This window comes from Streptomyces sp. NPDC079141 (assembly GCF_040686775.1).
Taxonomy (GTDB): Bacteria; Actinomycetota; Actinomycetes; order Streptomycetales; family Streptomycetaceae; genus Streptomyces.
The window spans coordinates 331,111-348,096 of sequence record NZ_JBFBLP010000004.1 but is presented as its reverse complement, the minus strand read 5'-3'; the positions used below and the strand labels follow the sequence as shown (position 1 = coordinate 348,096).

Here is a 16,986-nt window from a genome sequence, read left to right as displayed (position 1 = left end):
CGGATACATCCGAACTCACTCACTGTGGAGTGCTCCCGTATGAAGGCCTCTTCCCGTATCGCCGCCGCCGGTGTCCTCGCCGGCACGGCCGTACTCGCCCTGTCCGTCCCCGCCTTCGCGCACGTGTCCGTGCAGCCCGAGGGCGAGGCCGCCAAGGGCGGCTACGCGGTCGTCGACTTCCGTGTCCCGAACGAGAGCGACACCGCCTCGACGGTCAAGCTGGAGGTCACCTTCCCGGCCGACCACCCGCTGGCCTCCGCCCGGCCCGAGGCGATCCCGGGCTGGGACGCGAAGGTCACCACGTCCAAGCTGGACAAGCCGATCGAGCTGCACGGCCAGAAGATCGACGAGGCCGTCAGCAAGATCACCTGGACCGCGACCGGCAAGGGCATCCGGCCCGGCTTCTTCCAGAAGTTCCCGGTCTCCATGGGCCAGCTGCCCGAGGACACCGACGAACTGGTCTTCAAGGCGATCCAGACGTACTCCGACGACGAGGTCGCGCGCTGGATCGAGATCCAGCAGGAGGGCCAGGAGGAGCCCGAGAACCCGGCTCCCGTGCTGACCCTGTCCGAGGCCTCGGAGGACGGCCACGGGCACGGCTCGGAGGCGGGCGAGGAGCCCGCCGACGACGCCTCCCCGGCCGCCGCGACCACCACCGCCGACTCCGCCGACTCCGACAGCAGCGACACCACCGCCCGCGTCCTCGGCGTCGTGGGCATCGTCGTCGGCGCGGTGGGCGTGGCGTACGGCGTCCTCGCCGGCCGTCGGCGTACCAACGCCTGAGTCCATCTCTCCGCATGCGCCGGGGCCCTACGCCCCGGCGCGTGCCGGAGCCCTCACCTCTGGGACATATCGCCATGCGCACCAAGAAGTTCGCGGCCGCCGCCCTGCTCGCCGCCGCCACCCTGACCCTGACCGCCTGCGGCAGCGAGGACGACAGCGCCTCGCCCGTCACCGTGGTCTCCGAGGAGGCCGGCTCGGCCAAGGCCGCCACCGTCCTCGACAAGCCGTTCGAGAAGCCGGACCTGGTCCTCACCGACACTCAGGGCAAGACCTACGACCTCCGCGAGGAGACCGCCGGCAAGCCCACGCTGATCTACTTCGGCTACACCAACTGCCCCGACGTCTGCCCGCTGACGATGAACAACATCGCCATCGCCAAGAAGCAGCTGTCCAAGGCCGAACAGGACCAGCTGCGCGTCGTGTTCGTCACCACCGACCCCGAACGCGACACCCCGGCCGCGCTCGGCAAGTGGCTCAAGGGCATCGACTCCCAGGTCGTCGGCCTGACCGGCGACTTCGACACCATCCAGGCCGGCGCCCGCACCCTCGGCATCAGCATCGAGCCGCCGCACAAGGAGAAGGGCAAGGTCGTCTCCACGCACGGCACCCAGGTCATCGCGTTCTCCCCGAAGACCGACGGCGGTTACGTGCTCTACGGCGAGGACGCCACCGTCGACGACTACACCGCGGACCTCCCCAAGCTGGTCAAGGGGGAGAACCCGTGAGGCGCAGCGCGCTGCTCGGTGCCGGGCTGGTCGGCGCTCTGGTGCTGACGGGGTGCAGCGCCGACAACGCGCAGGCCGAAATCTCCGTCTCCGGCGCCTATATGCCGCAGCCGGTCTCCGACTCCATGGCGGCCGGTTTTCTGACCATCGCCAACGAGGGCGGCACGGACGCCGAACTGACGTCCGTCACCAGTGACATCGCCGGTGATGTCACCCTCCACGAGACCGTCGACTCCGCGATGCAGGAGATGAAGACGGTCGACCTCCCCGCCGACGGGAAGGTCGTCTTCAAGAGCGGCGGCAACCACCTGATGTTCGAGAAGCTGAAGAAGCGGCCGCAGGAGGGCGACACGGTCTCCGTGGTGCTGCACTTCGCCGACGCCGACCCCGTCACGGTCGAGATGCCGGTGAAGTCGCCGACGTACACGCCCGCGTCCGGACACTGAGGGAGGGACCCCCTTTGACCCCGACCATCGCCTCCCGCGCGCGGATGCTCGTGCTGCTGCTCCTGACCGCCGCCGGACTGCTCCTCGCCAGTGCCGGGCCGGTCTCCGCGCACGCCGCGCTGACCGGCAGCGACCCCCAGCAGGGGGCGGTGGTCGACGAGGCGCCCGACCGGGTCTCGCTCACCTTCTCCGAGGAGGTGGCGATGTCCGACGGCGCCCTGCGCGTCCTCGACCCGAAGGGCAAGCGCGTCGACACCGGCGAGCCGGGCAACGTCAGCGGCACGACGTACGCCGTGAAGCTGCGCACCGGACTGGCCGACGGCACCTACACCGTCTCCTACCAGGTCGTCTCCGCCGACAGCCATCCCGTCGCCGGCGCCTACACCTTCTCCGTCGGCGCCCCCTCGGCGACCTCCGTCTCGGTCTCCGGCCAGACCGCGGGCGGCGGGGTCGTCGGCGCGCTCTACGGGTTCGGCCGCTACGTCAGTTACGCGGGCTTCGTCGTCCTGGTCGGCGGCGCCGCCTTCGTCCTCGCCTGCTGGCAGCGCGGCTCCGGAGTGCGGGCCGTGCAGCGGCTCGTCGTCTCCGGCTGGCTCGCGCTCACCGCGGCCACCCTCGCGCTGCTGCTCATGCGCGGCTCCTACACCGGCTCCGGCAAGGTCGGCGACATCTTCGACCTGAACCTGCTCGGGGACGTGCTCCAGACCAAGACGGGCGCGGCCCTGGTCTCCCGGCTGCTGCTGCTCGCCGCGGCGGCACTGTTCATCGCGGTGCTGTTCGGCGCGTACGACAAGCGTGAGGACGAGGAGAAGCGCGACCTTCGCTTCGGTCTGGCGATCGGCGGGACCGTCGTGGCGGCCGGGCTCGCGGCGAGCTGGGCGATGTCCGAGCACGCCTCCAGCGGGCTCCAGCCCGGCCTCGCCATGCCGGTCGACGTCGTCCACCTGCTCGCCGTGGCGACCTGGCTCGGCGGGCTCACCGCACTGCTCACCGCGCTGTACCGGTCGGCCGAGACCCCGGTGGACGCCACCGCCGTGCACCGTTTCTCCCGGCTCGCCTTCGGCAGCGTGCTCGCGCTCGTCGTGACCGGGATCTACCAGTCCTGGCGTCAGCTCGGCTCCTGGTCGGCCTTCACCGACACCCGTTACGGGCAGCTGCTGTTCATCAAGATCGGGCTCGTGGTGCTGCTCGTCGGCATCGCGTGGATCTCGCGGCGGTGGACGGCGAGGCTGGCCGAGCCGGTGGCCGCCGCGCCGCGGAAGCAGAAGGAGAAGCAGACCGTCACGGCGGCGGCCGGAGGCGACCCGAAGCGGGCCGCCCAGCTCGCCCGGCAGCGGGCGGCGATGGACGCGGCCCGGCAGAAGCGGCTGCGGGACGGCGATCCGAACCGCTTCGGACTGCGCCGCTCGGTGCTCGCCGAGGCCGGTGTCGCGGTCGTGCTGCTCGCCGTCACCACCGTACTGACGTCGACCGAGCCGGGGCGCACCGAACAGGAGGCCGCCAAGGCGGCCGGATCCTCCGCGACCGCGTCTCCCGGCGGGGCACTGACCCTGGACATGTCCTTCGACACGGGCGGCGCGGACGGCAAGGGCGTCGTGCGCGTCGAGCTCGACCCCGCGCGCGTGGGCGGCAACGAGATGCACGTCTACGTCCAGCGGCCCAACGGCCGCGCCTTCGACGTCCCCGAGGTGAAGCTCGCCTTCACCCTGGAGTCCGAGGACATCGGGCCGCTGCCCGTGATCCCGGACCACATCACCACCGGACATTGGTCGGCGAGCGGAGTGCAGATCCCGATGGCGGGCGACTGGAAGATCGCCGCGACCGTACGGACCTCCGACATCGACCAGACCACCGTCTCCAAGAACGCGCAGATCGGCTGAACCCCACCATGTCTGACCAGTCCATCCCGGAGGCCCGCACTCCCGAGAGCGTCGTCCCCGCTCCGGCGGCTCCCCCGGGCGTCTCCCGGCGCGCGCTCCTCGGCACCGCCGGCGCCACCGGGCTCGTGCTCGGCGCGGCCGGTGCGGGCGTCGGCTATGCCGCCGCCCCCGCCGAGGCCACGCCGCTCACCTCGCTGGGCGCCGGCGAGGCGATGTTTCACGGGAAACATCAGCCCGGCATCCTCCAGGGCCTCCAGGCCCGTGGCCATCTCGTCGCCTTCGACCTGGCGGCGGGCGCGGGCCGCAAGGAGGCCGCCGCGCTGCTGCGCCGGTGGTCGGCCACGGCCGAGCGGCTGATGACGGGCGAGGCGGTGGGCACCGACGACACGGACATCGCGCGGGACGCCGGTCCGTCCTCGCTGACGGTCACCTTCGGCTTCGGGCACAGCTTCTTCGCCCGCACCGGCCTGGAGAAGCAGCGGCCCGCCGCCCTGGACCCGCTGCCCGACTTCTCCTCCGACCAGCTGGACAAGGCGCGCAGCAACGGCGACCTGTGGGTGCAGATCGGCGCGGACGACGCCCTCGTCGCCTTCCACGCCCTGCGCGCGATCCAGAAGGACGCGGGGCAGGCCGCCAACGTGCGGTGGCAGATGAACGGCTTCAACCGCTCCCCGGGAGCCACCGCCCACCCGATGACGGCCCGCAATCTGATGGGCCAGATGGACGGCACCCGCAACCCGAAGCCGGCCGAGTCCGACTTCGACCGGCGGATCTTCGTGCCCGCCTCCGGCGAGCCGTCCTGGATGGCGAACGGCTCCTACGCCGTCGTACGCCGCATCCGCATGCTTCTCGACGACTGGGAGCAGCTCTCGGTCAAGGAGCAGGAGGACGTCATCGGACGCCGCAAGTCCGACGGCGCACCGCTGTCCGGGGGCACCGAGACGAGCGAGATGGACCTGGAGAAGACCGACGCCCAGGGCTCCCTGGTGGTCCCGATCAACGCCCACGCCCGGATCAGCCGCCCCGACCAGAACGGCGGCGCGGCGATGCTGCGCCGGCCGTTCTCGTACCACGACGGCATCGACGCCAAGGGCGTGCCGGACGCGGGTCTGCTCTTCGTCTGCTGGCAGGCGGACCCGCTGCGCGGCTTCGTGACGGTCCAGCGCAAGCTCGACCGGGGCGACGCCCTGTCGACGTTCATCCGCCACGAGTCGAGCGGCCTGTTCGCGGTGCCGGGCGGCGCGGCCAAGGGCGAGTACGTGGGGCAGCGGCTGCTGGAGGGGTGAGGTCACGCGGCTTCACCCGGTGGTGGCACGCGTGGGCCGACTTCTCGTGGGCCCATTAGGGTGAGGTCATGCCAGCGAGCTACGCGTATCTCGGTCCCGAGGGAACCTTCACCGAAGTCGCCCTGCGCACCCTTCCGGAGGCGGCCACCCGGGAGCTCGTCCCGTACGTGTCCGTGCAGTCCGCGCTGGACGCGGTGCGTACCGGTGAGGCCGAGGCCGCGTTCGTGCCGATCGAGAACTCCGTCGAGGGCGGGATCACCACCACGCTGGACGAGCTGGTGGCGGGCGCCCCGCTGATGATCTACCGCGAGGTGCTGCTGTCGATCACCTTCGCGCTGCTGGTCCGCCCCGGCACGAAGATCTCCGACATCAAGACGGTCTCCGCCCACCCGGCCGCCCAGCCGCAGGTGCGCAACTGGCTGCGCGCCAACCTCCCGGACGCCGACTGGGAGTCGGCCGCCTCCAACGCGGACGCCGCCCGCCTGGTCCAGGAGGGCCGTTTCGACGCGGCCTTCGCCGGGGAGTTCGCGGCCGCCCGGTACGGCCTGGAGATCCTGGAGAGCGGGATCCACGACGCGGAGAACGCCCAGACCCGGTTCGTGCTGGTGGGCCGCCCGGCCCGGCCCGCGGCCCCGACGGGTGCCGACAAGACGTCCGTCGTGCTGTGGCAGCGCGACGACCATCCCGGCGGCCTGCGCGACCTGCTGGGCGAGTTCGCCACCCGGGGCATCAACCTGATGCTGCTCCAGTCCCGGCCCACCGGCGCCGGCATCGGCAACTACTGCTTCTGCATCGACGCCGAAGGCCATATCTCCGACCGGCGGGTGGCCGAGGCCCTGATGGGGCTCAAGCGGGTCTGCCTCCAGGTGCGCTTCCTGGGTTCGTACCCGCGTGCGGAGGTCGATGTGGCGGACGTACGGCCGCTGCTCCAGGGGACGTCGGACGCGGAGTTCGTCGCGGCCTCGGACTGGGTGGCGCGGTGCCAGGACGGGCGCTTCTAGGGCTGGTCCAGGGTCTGGTTTCGGCCAGTGCTACCTGCTGATTTTCGTTATCCACAGGAGTTATCCACAGGGCGGCTTCTCGACCTGGGGACAAGTCGACAACGAAGCACTACCTAGTCGACAAATCGCCCTACAGGGCCCAAGTTCCTCCACAGGCCCTCAGGTCACCCTTCGTCCACCTGTTTCCTTCGATCAATCCTTTGGGGCGACCCATTTCCACTCGAAAGTGGGCGTGAAGACGGTTTGGATCGGGAATTCCTCACCCCGCAGAACGCTATCGGAATGATCAATTCCGGCTTCCACAGGCCTTTCGCACAGCCTGTGGATAACTCTCCGGGGCTGTGGATCCCTGTGGACAGCGGCGCCTCAAATCCCGTTCTCCACAAGGGAATCCGGTCAACCCGGCGCCCCGCGCCTGCCCCGTCCCGGGGAGTGAGACACTTCTTATTGACACGGCCCGCAATTCCCCCATAACGGTATGTAAGCCGCACCGCGGAATACGCAGTCGTGGGCTGTCGCTCCGCCCCGGTAGCCTTGACCGCGTGATTGACCTTCGCCTGCTCCGTGAGGACCCCGACCGTGTGCGCGCCTCTCAGCGTGCCCGTGGAGAGGACGTCGCGCTCGTCGACGCTCTCCTGTCTGCCGACGAGCGGCGCAGGTCGTCCGGCGTCCGCTTCGACGAGCTGCGCTCCGAGCAGAAGGCGCTCGGCAAGCTGATCCCCAAGGCCTCGGGTGACGAGAAGGCCGAGCTGCTGCAGAAGGCGGGCCAGCTGGCCGCCGACGTCAAGGCGGCCGACGCCGAGCAGAACGAGGCGGACGAGGAGACCAAGCGCCTCCTCCTCCAGCTCGGCAACCTCGTCCACCCCGACGTGCCCGTCGGCGGCGAGGAGGACTTCGTCGTCCTGGAGACGCACGGCACGATCCGCGACTTCGGCGCCGAGGGCTTCGAGCCCAAGGACCACCTGGAGCTCGGCGAGGCGCTGGGCGCCATCGACGTCGAGCGCGGCGCCAAGGTGTCGGGCTCGCGCTTCTACTACCTCACGGGCGTCGGCGCCCTGCTGGAGCTGGCCCTCGTCAACGCGGCGATCGCCCAGGCCACCGAGGCCGGCTTCATCCCGATGCTCACCCCGGCGCTGGTCCGCCCGCGCGCCATGGAGGGCACCGGCTTCCTCGGCCAGGCCGCGGAGAACGTGTACCACCTGGAGAAGGACGACTACTACCTGGTCGGCACCTCCGAGGTCCCGCTCGCCGCGTACCACATGGACGAGATCATCGACGCGGACAAGCTGCCGCTGCGCTACGCCGGCTTCTCCCCGTGCTTCCGCCGCGAGGCCGGCACGTACGGCAAGGACACCCGCGGCATCTTCCGGGTGCACCAGTTCGACAAGGTCGAGATGTTCTCCTACGTCGACCCCGAGGACGCGGAGAACGAGCACAAGCGCCTGCTGGACTGGGAGAAGCAGTGGCTGACCGGCCTTGAGCTGCCCTTCCAGGTCATCGACGTGGCCTCGGGCGACCTCGGCGCCTCCGCCTCCCGCAAGTACGACTGCGAGGCGTGGATCCCGACCCAGGGCAAGTACCGCGAGCTGACCTCCGCCTCGAACTGCAACGGCTTCCAGGCCCGGCGCCTGTCCGTGCGTATGCGCGACGGCAAGAAGGTGCAGCCGCTGGCGACGCTCAACGGCACGCTGTGCGCCGTACCGCGCACGATCGTGGCGATCCTGGAGAACCACCAGCTGGCCGACGGCTCGGTGCGGGTGCCCGAGGTACTGCGTCCTTACCTGGGCGGTCGTGAGGTGCTGGAGCCGGTGGCCAAGTGACCACCGCTCTGCCCTACCGCCTGATCGCGACCGACCTCGACGGAACGCTCCTGCGCTCCGACGAGTCGGTCTCGCAGCGCACCCGTGACGCGCTCGCCGCGGCCACCGCGGCGGGCGCGGCGCACATCGTCGTCACCGGCCGAGCGGTCCCCTGGACCCGGCACATCCTCGACGACCTGGGCTACCAGGGCCTCGCGGTGTGCGGCCAGGGCGCGCAGGTCTACGACGCCGGCGAGCACCGTCTGCTGACGTCGGTGACGCTGGACCGGCAGCTGGCCGGGGTGGCGCTCGCGAAGATCGAGGCGGAGGTCGGCCCGCTGTATCTGGCGGCGAGCCGGGACGGGCTGGACGGCGACGTCCTGGTGGGGCCGGGGTACGCGCTCACCGGCGAGCTGCCGGCGACGCCGTTCACGGACGCGGCCGATCTGTGGAGCGCGCCGCTGAACAAGATCTACATACAGCATCCGGAGCTGTCGGACGACGAACTGGCGGAGGCCGCACGGCAGGCCGCGGGCGGGTTCGTGACGGTGGCGATGGCGGGCCAGGGCATCGTCGAGCTGCTGCCGCTGGGGTTGTCGAAGGCGACGGGTCTGTCGCTGGCGGCGCGGCGGCTGGGCATGAAGGCCGCGGACACGATCGCCTTCGGCGACATGCCGAACGACGTGGCGATGTTCGGGTGGGCTTCGTACGGGGTGGCGATGGCCAATGCCCACGACGAGCTGAAGGCCGTTGCGGACGAGGTGACGTCCTCCAATGAGGAGGACGGGATCGCGGTGGTGCTCGAACGGCTGTTGCCGTAACTGCGGAGGATGCACGGATCGAACGTGCGCGGGGTTGCCCCCGACCTTGGCTTAGCAAGCCAGTGCCTTACCACTCGGCCAATCCTCCGGGTGGGCGGCCTCACGCGAAGTGGGAATCGCGTGCTCGAAGCGGCCGCCCCGGGCAGTTCCCCTGCGGCGGGGGCTCGACGGTGGGGTAACTACACCGGAGTCCGCCGCGGACTGCCCTGTCGGGAGCTGGACGTACTGTCGTGCATGGACATCGCCCGGCTCCTCTCCCAGACGGTGGCGCCGATACGATCCCCGGCGTCCTGGACACAACCATCGTCCCTGTCCGCCCAGTTGGGCGCCACCGAATAAAACGGCCGTACGAACGCTCAGCGCCGGCGCCACTTGCGCCGGCGCCCCTTGCTGAAGAACCAGCCCGCCGGCGGTTCGTCGGAGCGCCAGGGCTGGGGCTCCGGCGCCTCCGTGCGCCAGCGGGCGGCGAGCATACGGGCGCGGGCGGACGGCTCGGAGGTCTCGGCGGAGCGTATGAACTCCTCGTCCAGGACAAGGTCGTCGTCCCAGTCCTCTGCCATCCCCGACCTCCCTTTCAGCCGAACCTTCCCGTTTGCCCAGTGTGCCCGGACAGAGGTGAAGCCTCCGTCAGGATCACTCCTCGCCCGCCAGGGTCAGCGACCTCAGCTTCTGGCCGGCGTACCAGGTGGCGAGGACCGTGACCGCGACCAGCAGAACCGTCGCGGTGGGCAGGCTCACGTCCGAGGTGACGAGGTCCCCGTCGGTGACCTTGTGGGCCACGGCCAGCGACCACTGCTGGACGCTCAGGGTGCGCGCGCCGGCCACCAGGGAGCCGAACAGGGCTTCCCAGACGAGGGCGTAGACGAGACCGAAGACCACCGCGTGCCGGGAGACCGTGCCGAGCAGCAGGAAGAGCGCCGCGTAGGCGATGGAGGCGACGAGCGCGGCCACCGTGTAGGCGACGGCGACCTGCTGGCCGTTGCCGTTGAGGATGAAGCCGGCGATGAGCGTCGGCAGCGCCGAGAACACCATCGTCACCGCGATCGCCACGATCAGCTTGGTGAAGATGATCGTCGGCCGCTTGATCGGCTTGGAGAGCAGGTACACCACCGAGCCGTCGTCGATCTCCGGGCCGATCGCGCCGGTGCCCGCGATGACGCCGATGATCGGCACCATGGTGGCGAGCGCGATGCCGCCGAGCAGGTCGGACGCCGTCTGGTCGTCGGCGCCGGCGAGGCCGCGCACGACCAGGGAGATCGCGATCAGCAGCAGGGGCAGGGCGCCCAGGATGAGGGCCCGGCGGCGGCCGAGCAGGGCCCGGTACGTGAGCCGGGCGACTGTGGGGTCGTACATCAGGGCCTCCTACGCCGCGACCAGGTACGAGAAGACGGACTCAAGGGACTCGTCGGACGGCGAGACCGTGAGGAGCCGGATGCCGTGGTCGCGGGCGACCTTCGGCAGCAGGGCCGTGAAGCGGCCGAAGTCGACGGCCTGGATGCGCAGCGCGCCCTCCGCCAGGTCGACCTCGATGCCCGAGGTGGACGGGTCGGCGATCAGCGCGGCCGCAAGGGCGCGGTCGTCGCTGGAGCGGACCAGGTAGCGGTGCGGGCGGTCCGTCATCAGACGGCGGATCCTGCGGAAGTCACCGCTGGCCGCGTGCCGGCCCGCGACGACCACCTCGATGTGGCGGGCGAGTTGCTCGACCTCTTCGAGGATGTGGGACGAGAACAGCACCGTGCGGCCCTCGTCGCCCATGCGCCGCAGCAGGTCCATGAGCTGCATGCGCTGACGGGGGTCCATGCCGTTGAAGGGCTCGTCGAGCAGCAGCAGCGAGGGGTCGTGGACGAGGGCGCTGGCCATCTTCACGCGCTGGCGCATGCCCTTGGAGTACGTCTGGATCTTGCGGTCCTGCGCGTACTCCATCTCGACCGTGGCCAGGGCCTTTTGGGCGGCCTTGGCGCCCAGGCCGTGCAACTCGGCGTTGGCGACGACGAATTCGCGGCCAGTGAGGAAGTCGTACATCGCCTCGCGCTCGGGGACGATGCCGATGTGCTGGTAGATGGCCTCGTTGCGCCACACCGGCTGTCCGTCGAGGGTGACGGTGCCGGTGGAGGGGGCCAGGAAGCCGCCCATCATGTTGATCAGGGTGGACTTTCCGGCGCCGTTGGGGCCGAGCAGGCCGGTGACGCCGGGGCCGATCGTCATGGTGATGTCGTTGACGGCGACCACATTGCCGAACCAGCGGGAGACGTGGTCGATGGAGAGCGTGGTCACAGCCCGACCTTTCGGTAGCGGCGCATCATGAGGCCGTAGGAGGCGGCGATCAGGCCGAGCGAGACAAGGACGTAGACCACGCCCTCCCCGTTGCTCGGGCCGACCTCACCGGGGAAGGCGGACGTGGCGCCCAGGAAGGCGGTCTGCACGCCGTCGATGAGCGTGACCGGCGAGAAGAGGCCGATCCAGGCGATCGCGTCCGTGCTGTCCTGCACCTCGGCGATGGCCTGGAGCGTGGTGACCGCGCCGTAGGAGATGGTCAGTACGGCGATCACGGCGGCGATGCCGAAGCCGCGGCGCGGGGTGACCGAGGCGATGACGAGGCCGATGCCGGCGAAGAGCAGCGAGAGCAGTGCCACGGAGACGAGCCCCTGTGCGAATCCCTTGGTCTGTTCGGTGAAGTCGAGCTTGGCCAGCAGCGCGCCCACGTAGAGGACCAGCAGCGGGGTGGCGGTCAGGGCGAACAGCGCCGAGGCCAGGGCCGCGTACTTGGCGCGTACGTAGTCGGCCGTCTCGATGGGCCGCGAGAAGTACAGCGGCACGGTCTTGAAGCGCAGGTCGCGCGAGACGGACTGGGGTGCCTGGGAGGCGACGTAGAGGCTGATGACCGCCTGCATGATGATGGCGTAGCGCGTGTAGTCGACGGGCAGGTCGTTCGCCTTGGTGGCGACCGCGACGGCGACCATGATGGCCGCGGGGACGCACATCACCACGAACAGCAGCATCGGCAGCACCTTGGACTTCACCGAGCGGCCGAGGCCGTAGGCGCCGCGCAGGGACTGCGAGTAGAGGGAACGGGTGGCGTAGGAGCGGCCGAGGCGGGGGCCGTCGTAGCTGCGGTAGCCGATGTCGTGGATGCGGGTCTGGTCGCCCGCGGGGGTGGCTACGGGGTGCTCAACTGCCATGGCCGACAGCCTCCTTCCGCTGCTCGTCCTCGTTCTTCTGCTCGTCCTCGTTGGTGAAGACCTCGGAGATGTGGTGCCTGCGCTGTTCCATGCGGACCAGGCCGAGGCCGAGGTCGGCGACCACGTCGCGCACCAGGTCGTACGTCTCCTCGCCCTGCGCCGTGAGCAGCAGGACGTGGCCGGCGCCCGGCAGACCGCCCGTGCCGTCCAGGACCTCCGCCCCGCGCGCGTGGAGCGCCTCGCGTACCGCGCGCGTGCCGTCGGGGTGCGCGTCGGTGTCGGTGACCTCGATCGCGAGGGTCGTGGTCATCTGCGTGAAGTCGGTGGTGGAGCTGGAGCGCAGGAGCTTGCCGCCGTCGATGACGACGACGTGGTCGCAGGTGCGCTCCAGTTCGCCCAGGAGGTGCGAGGTGACCAGGACCGAGATGCCGAAGTCGGTGTGGATCCGGCGGATCAGACCGAGCATCTCGTCGCGGCCGACCGGGTCCAGGCCGTTGGTCGGCTCGTCCAGGAAGACCAGCTGCGGGTCGTGGACGAGGGCCTGGGCCAGCTTCACGCGCTGCTTCATGCCGGTGGAGTAGCCGCCGATGGGGCGGTAGCGCTCCTCGTACAGGCCGACATGGCGCAGGGTGTCCGCGGTGCGCTCGCGCGCGGCGGTCGGCGGCAGGCCCGACATGCGCGCCATGTGGACGACGAACTCGGTGGCCGAGACGTCCGGCGGCAGGCAGTCGTGCTCCGGCATGTAGCCGACGCGCTCACGGATGGCGGCGCCCTTGGTGGCGACGTCGAGGCCGAGCACCTCGGCGCGGCCCTCGGTGGCGGGGGACAGACCCAGCAGGATCTTGATCAGTGTGGACTTGCCGGCTCCATTGGCTCCGACGAGTCCGGTCACACCGGGCCCGACGTCCACGGAGAGCCGGTCAAGCGCGGTCACCCGGGGGAACCGCTTGCTCAGGCTTTCGGTCGCGATCACAGTCACGTCTTCAACGGTAGTGACGCGGAACACGTCGGTCATCAGACCGCAGAGCCGTCTCGGGGTCCCCCTGGAGTCGTACGGGTCCGTAGGGGTCACCCTGAGGTCGAACAACGCGATGCCGTTTTCCACATCGGGGCGTTCGTCCACAGGTCGACGCAAGCCTATTGACGCGGACTCTAACAAGCTGGGAGATTCGCCGGTGTCAAGTTACGAGCGCGTACCGCAACCGGTGGGACGGGGTGCCATGGCTACGGCAGTGACCAGTGAACGCTCGGCGGAGCTGCAAGGTTTCCGAAGAGTGCAGCGCCTCGCCTACGAGTGCGCGGAGGCGGTGGCGGCGCAGTTGAAGCCGGGGGTGACGGAGCGTGAGGCGGCGCGGATGCAGCGGGAGTGGCTGCGCGAGCGCGGGGTGCGCGACTGGTTCCACCTGCCCTTCGCCTGGTTCGGGGACCGCACGGCGTTCGTGAACTTCCGCATCCCGCTGCAGTTCTTCCCCACCGACCGGCGGCTGGAGCCCGGGATGCCGTTCATCCTCGACATGGCACCGGTCCTCGACGGCTTCGCCGCGGACGTCGGCTACTCGGGGTCGCTCGGTGTGAACCAGGTCCAGAACAAGCTGATGGACGACCTCCAGGCACACCGCGAGCTGATCCTGCGCGAGGTGCGCGAACGCCGCCCGCTGCGGGAGATCTACGAGGACGTGGACCGCCTCATGGTCCGCCAGGGCTACGCCAACCGGCACCGCGCGTACCCCTTCGGCGTGATCGCGCACAAGGTGGACCGGGTGAAGGAGCGCCGCTTCTCGCCGCGGCTGTTCGGGTTCGGCACGCAGTCCCTCAAGGGGCTGGCCTCCGACGCGCTGCACGGTCACCGCGAGGGCTGGTCGCCCCTGTGGTCGCCGTACCGCTTCTCCGACCATCCGCCGCAGCCGGGTCTGTGGGCGGTCGAACCGCATCTCGGCTTCCGGGGTACGGGCGCGAAGTTCGAGGAGATCCTGGTGGTCACCGACTCCCGGGACCCCGAGGAGAGCGCCTTCTGGCTGGACGACGATCTGCCGCACGTGCGGCGCTGGGCGGAGGAGAAGTGACAGTGCTGACGGGCGCGCGCGAGCGCTGGGTGCGGACCGGCGGGGTCGAGCTGTGTGTCGCGGAGCTGGGGGATCCCGCGCAGCCGACGGTGCTGCTGGTGCACGGGTATCCGGACAGCAAGGAGGTCTGGTCGGAGGTGGCCCTGCGGCTGGCCGACCACTTCCACGTCGTGCTGTACGACGTGCGCGGCCACGGCCGCTCCACCGCGCCGCAGCCGCTGCGCGGCGGGTTCACGCTGGAGAAGCTGACCGACGACTTCCTGGCCGTGGCCGACACGGTCAGCCCGGACCGGCCGGTGCACCTGGTCGGGCACGACTGGGGCTCGGTGCAGTCCTGGGAGTTCGTGACGGTGAAGCACACGGAGGGCCGGATCGCGTCCTTCACCTCGATGTCCGGGCCGTCGCTGGACCACTTCGGCCACTGGATACAGCGGCGGATGAAGCGGCCCACCCCGCGCCGGGTCGGCCAACTCCTCGGCCAGGGCGCCAAGTCCTGGTACGTGTACCTGCTGCACACGCCCGTGCTGCCCGAACTGGCCTGGCGCGGCCCGCTGGGCAAGTTCTGGCCCCGGTATCTGGAGCGGATGGAGAAGGCCCCGGCCGACAGCTATCCGACTCCCTCTCTGAGGAACGATGCGGCGCACGGGGCATGGCTGTACCGGGACAACGTACGGCCCAGGCTGCGCCGCCCGCGCGCGGACGCGTACGCACACGCGCCCGTGCAGCTCATCACGCCGCTCGGGGACGCGTTCCTGTCCGAGAAGCTCTACGACGAACTGGAGCTGTGGGCTCCGCAGTTGACGCGCCGCACGCTTCCGGCGAAGCACTGGATCCCCCGGACGCGTCCGGACCAACTGGCGGCCTGGATCTCGGAGTTCGTGACGTCGGTGGAGGGCGGCCGGCAGGAGCCCGCGCGGGCGAGCGGCCGGCACGCCGAACGCTTCGGCGGGCAGCTGGTCCTGGTCACCGGCGCGGGCAGCGGCATCGGTCGGGCCACGGCATTCGCGCTCGCCGAGTCGGGCGCGCGCGTGGTGGCCGTGGACCGGGACGCGGAGGCGGCGGCCCGTACGGCGGAGATGTCCCGGCTGATCGGAGCGCCCGAGGCCTGGGCCGAGACGGTCGACGTCTCCGACGAGCAGGCGATGGAGAAGCTGGCGGAGAAGGTCGCCAACGAGTACGGCGTGGTGGACGTCCTGGTGAACAACGCCGGGATCGGTCTGTCGGGCTCGTTCCTCGACACGACGCCGGACGACTGGCGCAAGGTGCTGGACGTCAACCTGTGGGGCGTCATCCACGGTTGCCGTCTGTTCGGGAAGCAGATGGCCGAGCGGGGCCAGGGCGGTCACATCGTCAACACCGCCTCCGCGGCGGCCTATCAGCCCTCCAAGGCCCTTCCCGCCTACAGCACCTCCAAGGCGGCGGTCCTGATGCTGAGCGAGTGCCTCCGCGCCGAACTGGCCTCCCAGGGCATCGGCGTGACCGCCGTCTGCCCCGGCTTCGTGAACACCAACATCACATCCACGGCCCGCTTCGCGGGAGTTGACGCGGAGGAGGAGAAGCGTCGGCAGAAGAAGTCGGCCCGTCTGTACGGTCTGCGCAACTACCCGCCGGAGAAGGTGGCGGACGCAATCCTGCGCGCGGTGACCCGCAATGAAGCGGTGGTCCCGGTAACTCCCGAGGCAAGAGGGGCACATGTGCTTTCGCGGTTCGCGCCGGGGCTGTTGAGGCGGATCGCCCGGGTGGAGCCGCGCCTGTGAAGGGGCGGGCGGCGCCTGGCCGTTGGAGCGCCGCCCCTCAATTCGTCGGCTGCTCCTCGACGTTGGTCAAATACCCTGAATCCAAGGCCGGTTGTCCACAGAATCGCCAATTCGCCTGTGGATAACCCCACTTGGCTGTGGATCAAACATCCGGAGCAAAATCATTCGCGTGATCCGCGTCTCTCCCGCACGCTGAGAGGATGAAGGAAAGGACGATGGACGAGAGACGCACCGTGAAGGTGTCGAAGTACCTCTCCAAGCACCTGCGCCACCAGCCGGAGCGGATCGGCCTCACGCTCGACGAGGGCGGCTGGGTCGAGATCGACACGCTGATCGCCGCGGCGACCGCGCACGGCTTCCGGTTCACCCGCGAGGAACTCGACCACGTGGTGGCCACGAACGACAAGCGCCGCTTCGCCGTCGAGGGCACGAGAATCCGCGCCAGCCAGGGCCACAGCGTCGACGTCGACCTGGGACTGCCCGAGGCGACCCCGCCGCCGTACCTCTACCACGGCACCGTGGCGGGCAGCCTGGACGCGATCCGCGCCGAGGGGCTCCGCCCCATGAACCGCCACGATGTACACCTCTCACCGGACCGCGAGACCGCGACCCGTGTCGGTGCCCGCCGCGGCCGGCCCGTCGTCCTCTCCGTGGACACCGGCGCCATGCACCGAGACGGCCACGTCTTCCACGTCAGCGCCAACGGAGTGTGGCTGACAAAGTCCGTACCACCGCGGTATCTGCGTTTCCCCGAGCCGCACTGACCATCATGATCAGTGGTATGGACCATCTCCCCACCACCGAGGCCGCCGTCACCGCCCTGCGGGCCATCGCCGCCGAGTACGCGCGCGAGATCGAGGTGACCCACGACATCGGCGCCGACCAGACCTCCCGGCGCAGCGCCGCGGGCGTCGGCGTCACCGCCGATCCGGACGGCTCCCTGCCCCACGAGGCGTATGTCGAGCTGGGCGGACGCCCCCACGTTCGCGTCCGGCTCTACCCCGACGAGGACGCCCTGATCACCGTGGACGGCGTGGAGTGCCCCGACGTCGACCGCGACGACGTACCGGCCTTCGTGCGCTCCCTCTACGACGGCCATGCCTGGGTGAAGGCCCGCCGCTTCCCGCCGGGTCATTTCCTGATGGTCCCGCTCCCGCAGGACCGGACGCACAAGGAGTACATCCTCGTGGGCCTCACCCCGTGGCTGGCCAGTCGCGCGCGGTGACTGTTTCACGTGAAACGCGTT

17 protein-coding genes and 1 tRNA gene are annotated in these 16,986 nt (G+C 70.2%); 12 read left to right on the top strand and 6 right to left on the bottom strand.

Annotated elements, in window-relative coordinates; all coding sequences use genetic code 11:
* The first annotated feature begins 39 nt into the window (after window positions 1-39).
* The 8 genes from AB0Q90_RS15725 to AB0Q90_RS15690 all read left to right on the top strand — a co-directional run bounded on the left by AB0Q90_RS15725 (window position 40) and on the right by AB0Q90_RS15690 (window position 8,741).
* Window positions 40-783: a YcnI family protein gene (locus AB0Q90_RS15725; RefSeq protein WP_363163423.1), complete on the top strand. Its 744-nt coding sequence runs from the start codon at window positions 40-42 to the stop codon at window positions 781-783.
* A 74-nt stretch (window positions 784-857) separates the two neighbouring features.
* On the top strand, window positions 858-1,508 hold the full coding sequence (locus AB0Q90_RS15720; RefSeq protein ID WP_363163424.1) for an SCO family protein: 651 nt from the start codon (window positions 858-860) through the stop codon (window positions 1,506-1,508).
* Window positions 1,505-1,954, top strand: a complete 450-nt coding sequence (locus AB0Q90_RS15715; RefSeq protein ID WP_363163425.1) for a copper chaperone PCu(A)C — start codon at window positions 1,505-1,507, stop codon at window positions 1,952-1,954. The genes AB0Q90_RS15720 and AB0Q90_RS15715 overlap by 4 nt, the downstream gene beginning before the upstream one ends.
* Window positions 1,955-1,968: 14 nt before the next feature.
* On the top strand, window positions 1,969-3,834 hold the full coding sequence (locus AB0Q90_RS15710) for a copper resistance protein CopC (RefSeq protein WP_363163426.1): 1,866 nt from the start codon (window positions 1,969-1,971) through the stop codon (window positions 3,832-3,834).
* An 8-nt stretch (window positions 3,835-3,842) separates the two neighbouring features.
* Window positions 3,843-5,120, top strand: coding sequence for an iron uptake transporter deferrochelatase/peroxidase subunit (efeB, locus tag AB0Q90_RS15705; RefSeq protein WP_363163427.1), 1,278 nt, complete (start codon window positions 3,843-3,845; stop codon window positions 5,118-5,120).
* A gap of 68 nt (window positions 5,121-5,188) precedes the next feature.
* Window positions 5,189-6,121 (top strand): prephenate dehydratase, encoded by a 933-nt coding sequence (gene pheA, locus AB0Q90_RS15700; RefSeq protein WP_363163428.1) that lies wholly within the window; start codon window positions 5,189-5,191, stop codon window positions 6,119-6,121.
* Window positions 6,122-6,663: 542 nt separating this feature from the next.
* Window positions 6,664-7,941: a serine--tRNA ligase gene (serS, locus tag AB0Q90_RS15695; RefSeq protein WP_363163429.1), complete on the top strand. Its 1,278-nt coding sequence runs from the start codon at window positions 6,664-6,666 to the stop codon at window positions 7,939-7,941.
* Window positions 7,938-8,741 (top strand): HAD family hydrolase, encoded by an 804-nt coding sequence (locus AB0Q90_RS15690; RefSeq protein WP_363163430.1) that lies wholly within the window; start codon window positions 7,938-7,940, stop codon window positions 8,739-8,741. The genes serS and AB0Q90_RS15690 overlap by 4 nt, the downstream gene beginning before the upstream one ends.
* Before the next feature lie 3 nt (window positions 8,742-8,744).
* Here the strand turns inward: AB0Q90_RS15690 and AB0Q90_RS15685 are convergent.
* The 6 genes from AB0Q90_RS15685 to AB0Q90_RS15660 form a co-directional block, all read right to left on the bottom strand.
* Window positions 8,745-8,829: transfer RNA gene (locus tag AB0Q90_RS15685), tRNA-Ser, on the bottom strand.
* A 268-nt stretch (window positions 8,830-9,097) separates the two neighbouring features.
* Entirely contained in the window at window positions 9,098-9,301 is a 204-nt protein-coding gene (locus AB0Q90_RS15680; RefSeq protein WP_363163431.1) for a hypothetical protein, read from the bottom strand.
* 73 nt (window positions 9,302-9,374) lie between these two features.
* A complete protein-coding gene (locus tag AB0Q90_RS15675) occupies window positions 9,375-10,094 on the bottom strand; it encodes an ABC transporter permease (protein WP_363163432.1) in 720 nt (239 codons plus the stop codon).
* Between the two features lie 9 nt (window positions 10,095-10,103).
* On the bottom strand, window positions 10,104-11,015 hold the full coding sequence (locus AB0Q90_RS15670) for an ABC transporter ATP-binding protein (protein WP_363163433.1): 912 nt from the start codon (window positions 11,013-11,015) through the stop codon (window positions 10,104-10,106).
* Window positions 11,012-11,920, bottom strand: coding sequence for an ABC transporter permease (locus AB0Q90_RS15665; protein ID WP_363163434.1), 909 nt, complete (start codon window positions 11,918-11,920; stop codon window positions 11,012-11,014). The genes AB0Q90_RS15670 and AB0Q90_RS15665 overlap by 4 nt, the downstream gene beginning before the upstream one ends.
* Window positions 11,910-12,893 carry an ABC transporter ATP-binding protein gene (locus AB0Q90_RS15660; RefSeq protein WP_363163476.1) on the bottom strand — a complete coding sequence of 328 codons (984 nt, stop codon included), beginning with the start codon at window positions 12,891-12,893 and terminating at the stop codon, window positions 11,910-11,912. The genes AB0Q90_RS15665 and AB0Q90_RS15660 overlap by 11 nt, the downstream gene beginning before the upstream one ends.
* Window positions 12,894-13,140: 247 nt before the next feature.
* Here AB0Q90_RS15660 and AB0Q90_RS15655 point away from each other — a divergent pair, with 247 nt between their 5' ends.
* The 4 genes from AB0Q90_RS15655 (at window position 13,141) to AB0Q90_RS15640 (ending at window position 16,965) form a co-directional block, all read left to right on the top strand.
* The gene (locus AB0Q90_RS15655; protein WP_363163435.1) at window positions 13,141-13,983 is read left to right on the top strand and encodes a M24 family metallopeptidase; all 843 of its coding nucleotides are present in this window, start codon (window positions 13,141-13,143) and stop codon (window positions 13,981-13,983) included.
* On the top strand, window positions 13,980-15,740 hold the full coding sequence (locus AB0Q90_RS15650; RefSeq protein WP_363163436.1) for an SDR family oxidoreductase: 1,761 nt from the start codon (window positions 13,980-13,982) through the stop codon (window positions 15,738-15,740). The genes AB0Q90_RS15655 and AB0Q90_RS15650 overlap by 4 nt, the downstream gene beginning before the upstream one ends.
* Window positions 15,741-15,955: 215 nt before the next feature.
* Window positions 15,956-16,504, top strand: coding sequence for an RNA 2'-phosphotransferase (locus AB0Q90_RS15645; RefSeq protein WP_363163437.1), 549 nt, complete (start codon window positions 15,956-15,958; stop codon window positions 16,502-16,504).
* A gap of 17 nt (window positions 16,505-16,521) precedes the next feature.
* Window positions 16,522-16,965 carry a hypothetical protein gene (locus AB0Q90_RS15640; protein ID WP_363163438.1) on the top strand — a complete coding sequence of 148 codons (444 nt, stop codon included), beginning with the start codon at window positions 16,522-16,524 and terminating at the stop codon, window positions 16,963-16,965.
* Window positions 16,966-16,986 lie beyond the last annotated feature (21 nt).

What these genes read in the sequence shown, in the direction of transcription:
- AB0Q90_RS15725 (WP_363163423.1), top strand. Translation starts at nt 40, where the DNA reads ATGAAGGCCTCTTCCCGTATCGCCGCCGCCGGTGTCCTCGCCGGCACG.
- AB0Q90_RS15720 (WP_363163424.1), top strand. Translation starts at nt 858, where the DNA reads ATGCGCACCAAGAAGTTCGCGGCCGCCGCCCTGCTCGCCGCCGCCACC.
- efeB (WP_363163427.1), top strand. Translation starts at nt 3,843, where the DNA reads ATGTCTGACCAGTCCATCCCGGAGGCCCGCACTCCCGAGAGCGTCGTC.
- pheA (WP_363163428.1), top strand. Translation starts at nt 5,189, where the DNA reads ATGCCAGCGAGCTACGCGTATCTCGGTCCCGAGGGAACCTTCACCGAA.
- AB0Q90_RS15680 (WP_363163431.1), bottom strand. Translation starts at nt 9,301, where the DNA reads ATGGCAGAGGACTGGGACGACGACCTTGTCCTGGACGAGGAGTTCATA.
- AB0Q90_RS15675 (WP_363163432.1), bottom strand. Translation starts at nt 10,094, where the DNA reads ATGTACGACCCCACAGTCGCCCGGCTCACGTACCGGGCCCTGCTCGGC.
- AB0Q90_RS15665 (WP_363163434.1), bottom strand. Translation starts at nt 11,920, where the DNA reads ATGGCAGTTGAGCACCCCGTAGCCACCCCCGCGGGCGACCAGACCCGC.
- AB0Q90_RS15655 (WP_363163435.1), top strand. Translation starts at nt 13,141, where the DNA reads ATGGCTACGGCAGTGACCAGTGAACGCTCGGCGGAGCTGCAAGGTTTC.
- AB0Q90_RS15645 (WP_363163437.1), top strand. Translation starts at nt 15,956, where the DNA reads ATGGACGAGAGACGCACCGTGAAGGTGTCGAAGTACCTCTCCAAGCAC.
- AB0Q90_RS15640 (WP_363163438.1), top strand. Translation starts at nt 16,522, where the DNA reads ATGGACCATCTCCCCACCACCGAGGCCGCCGTCACCGCCCTGCGGGCC.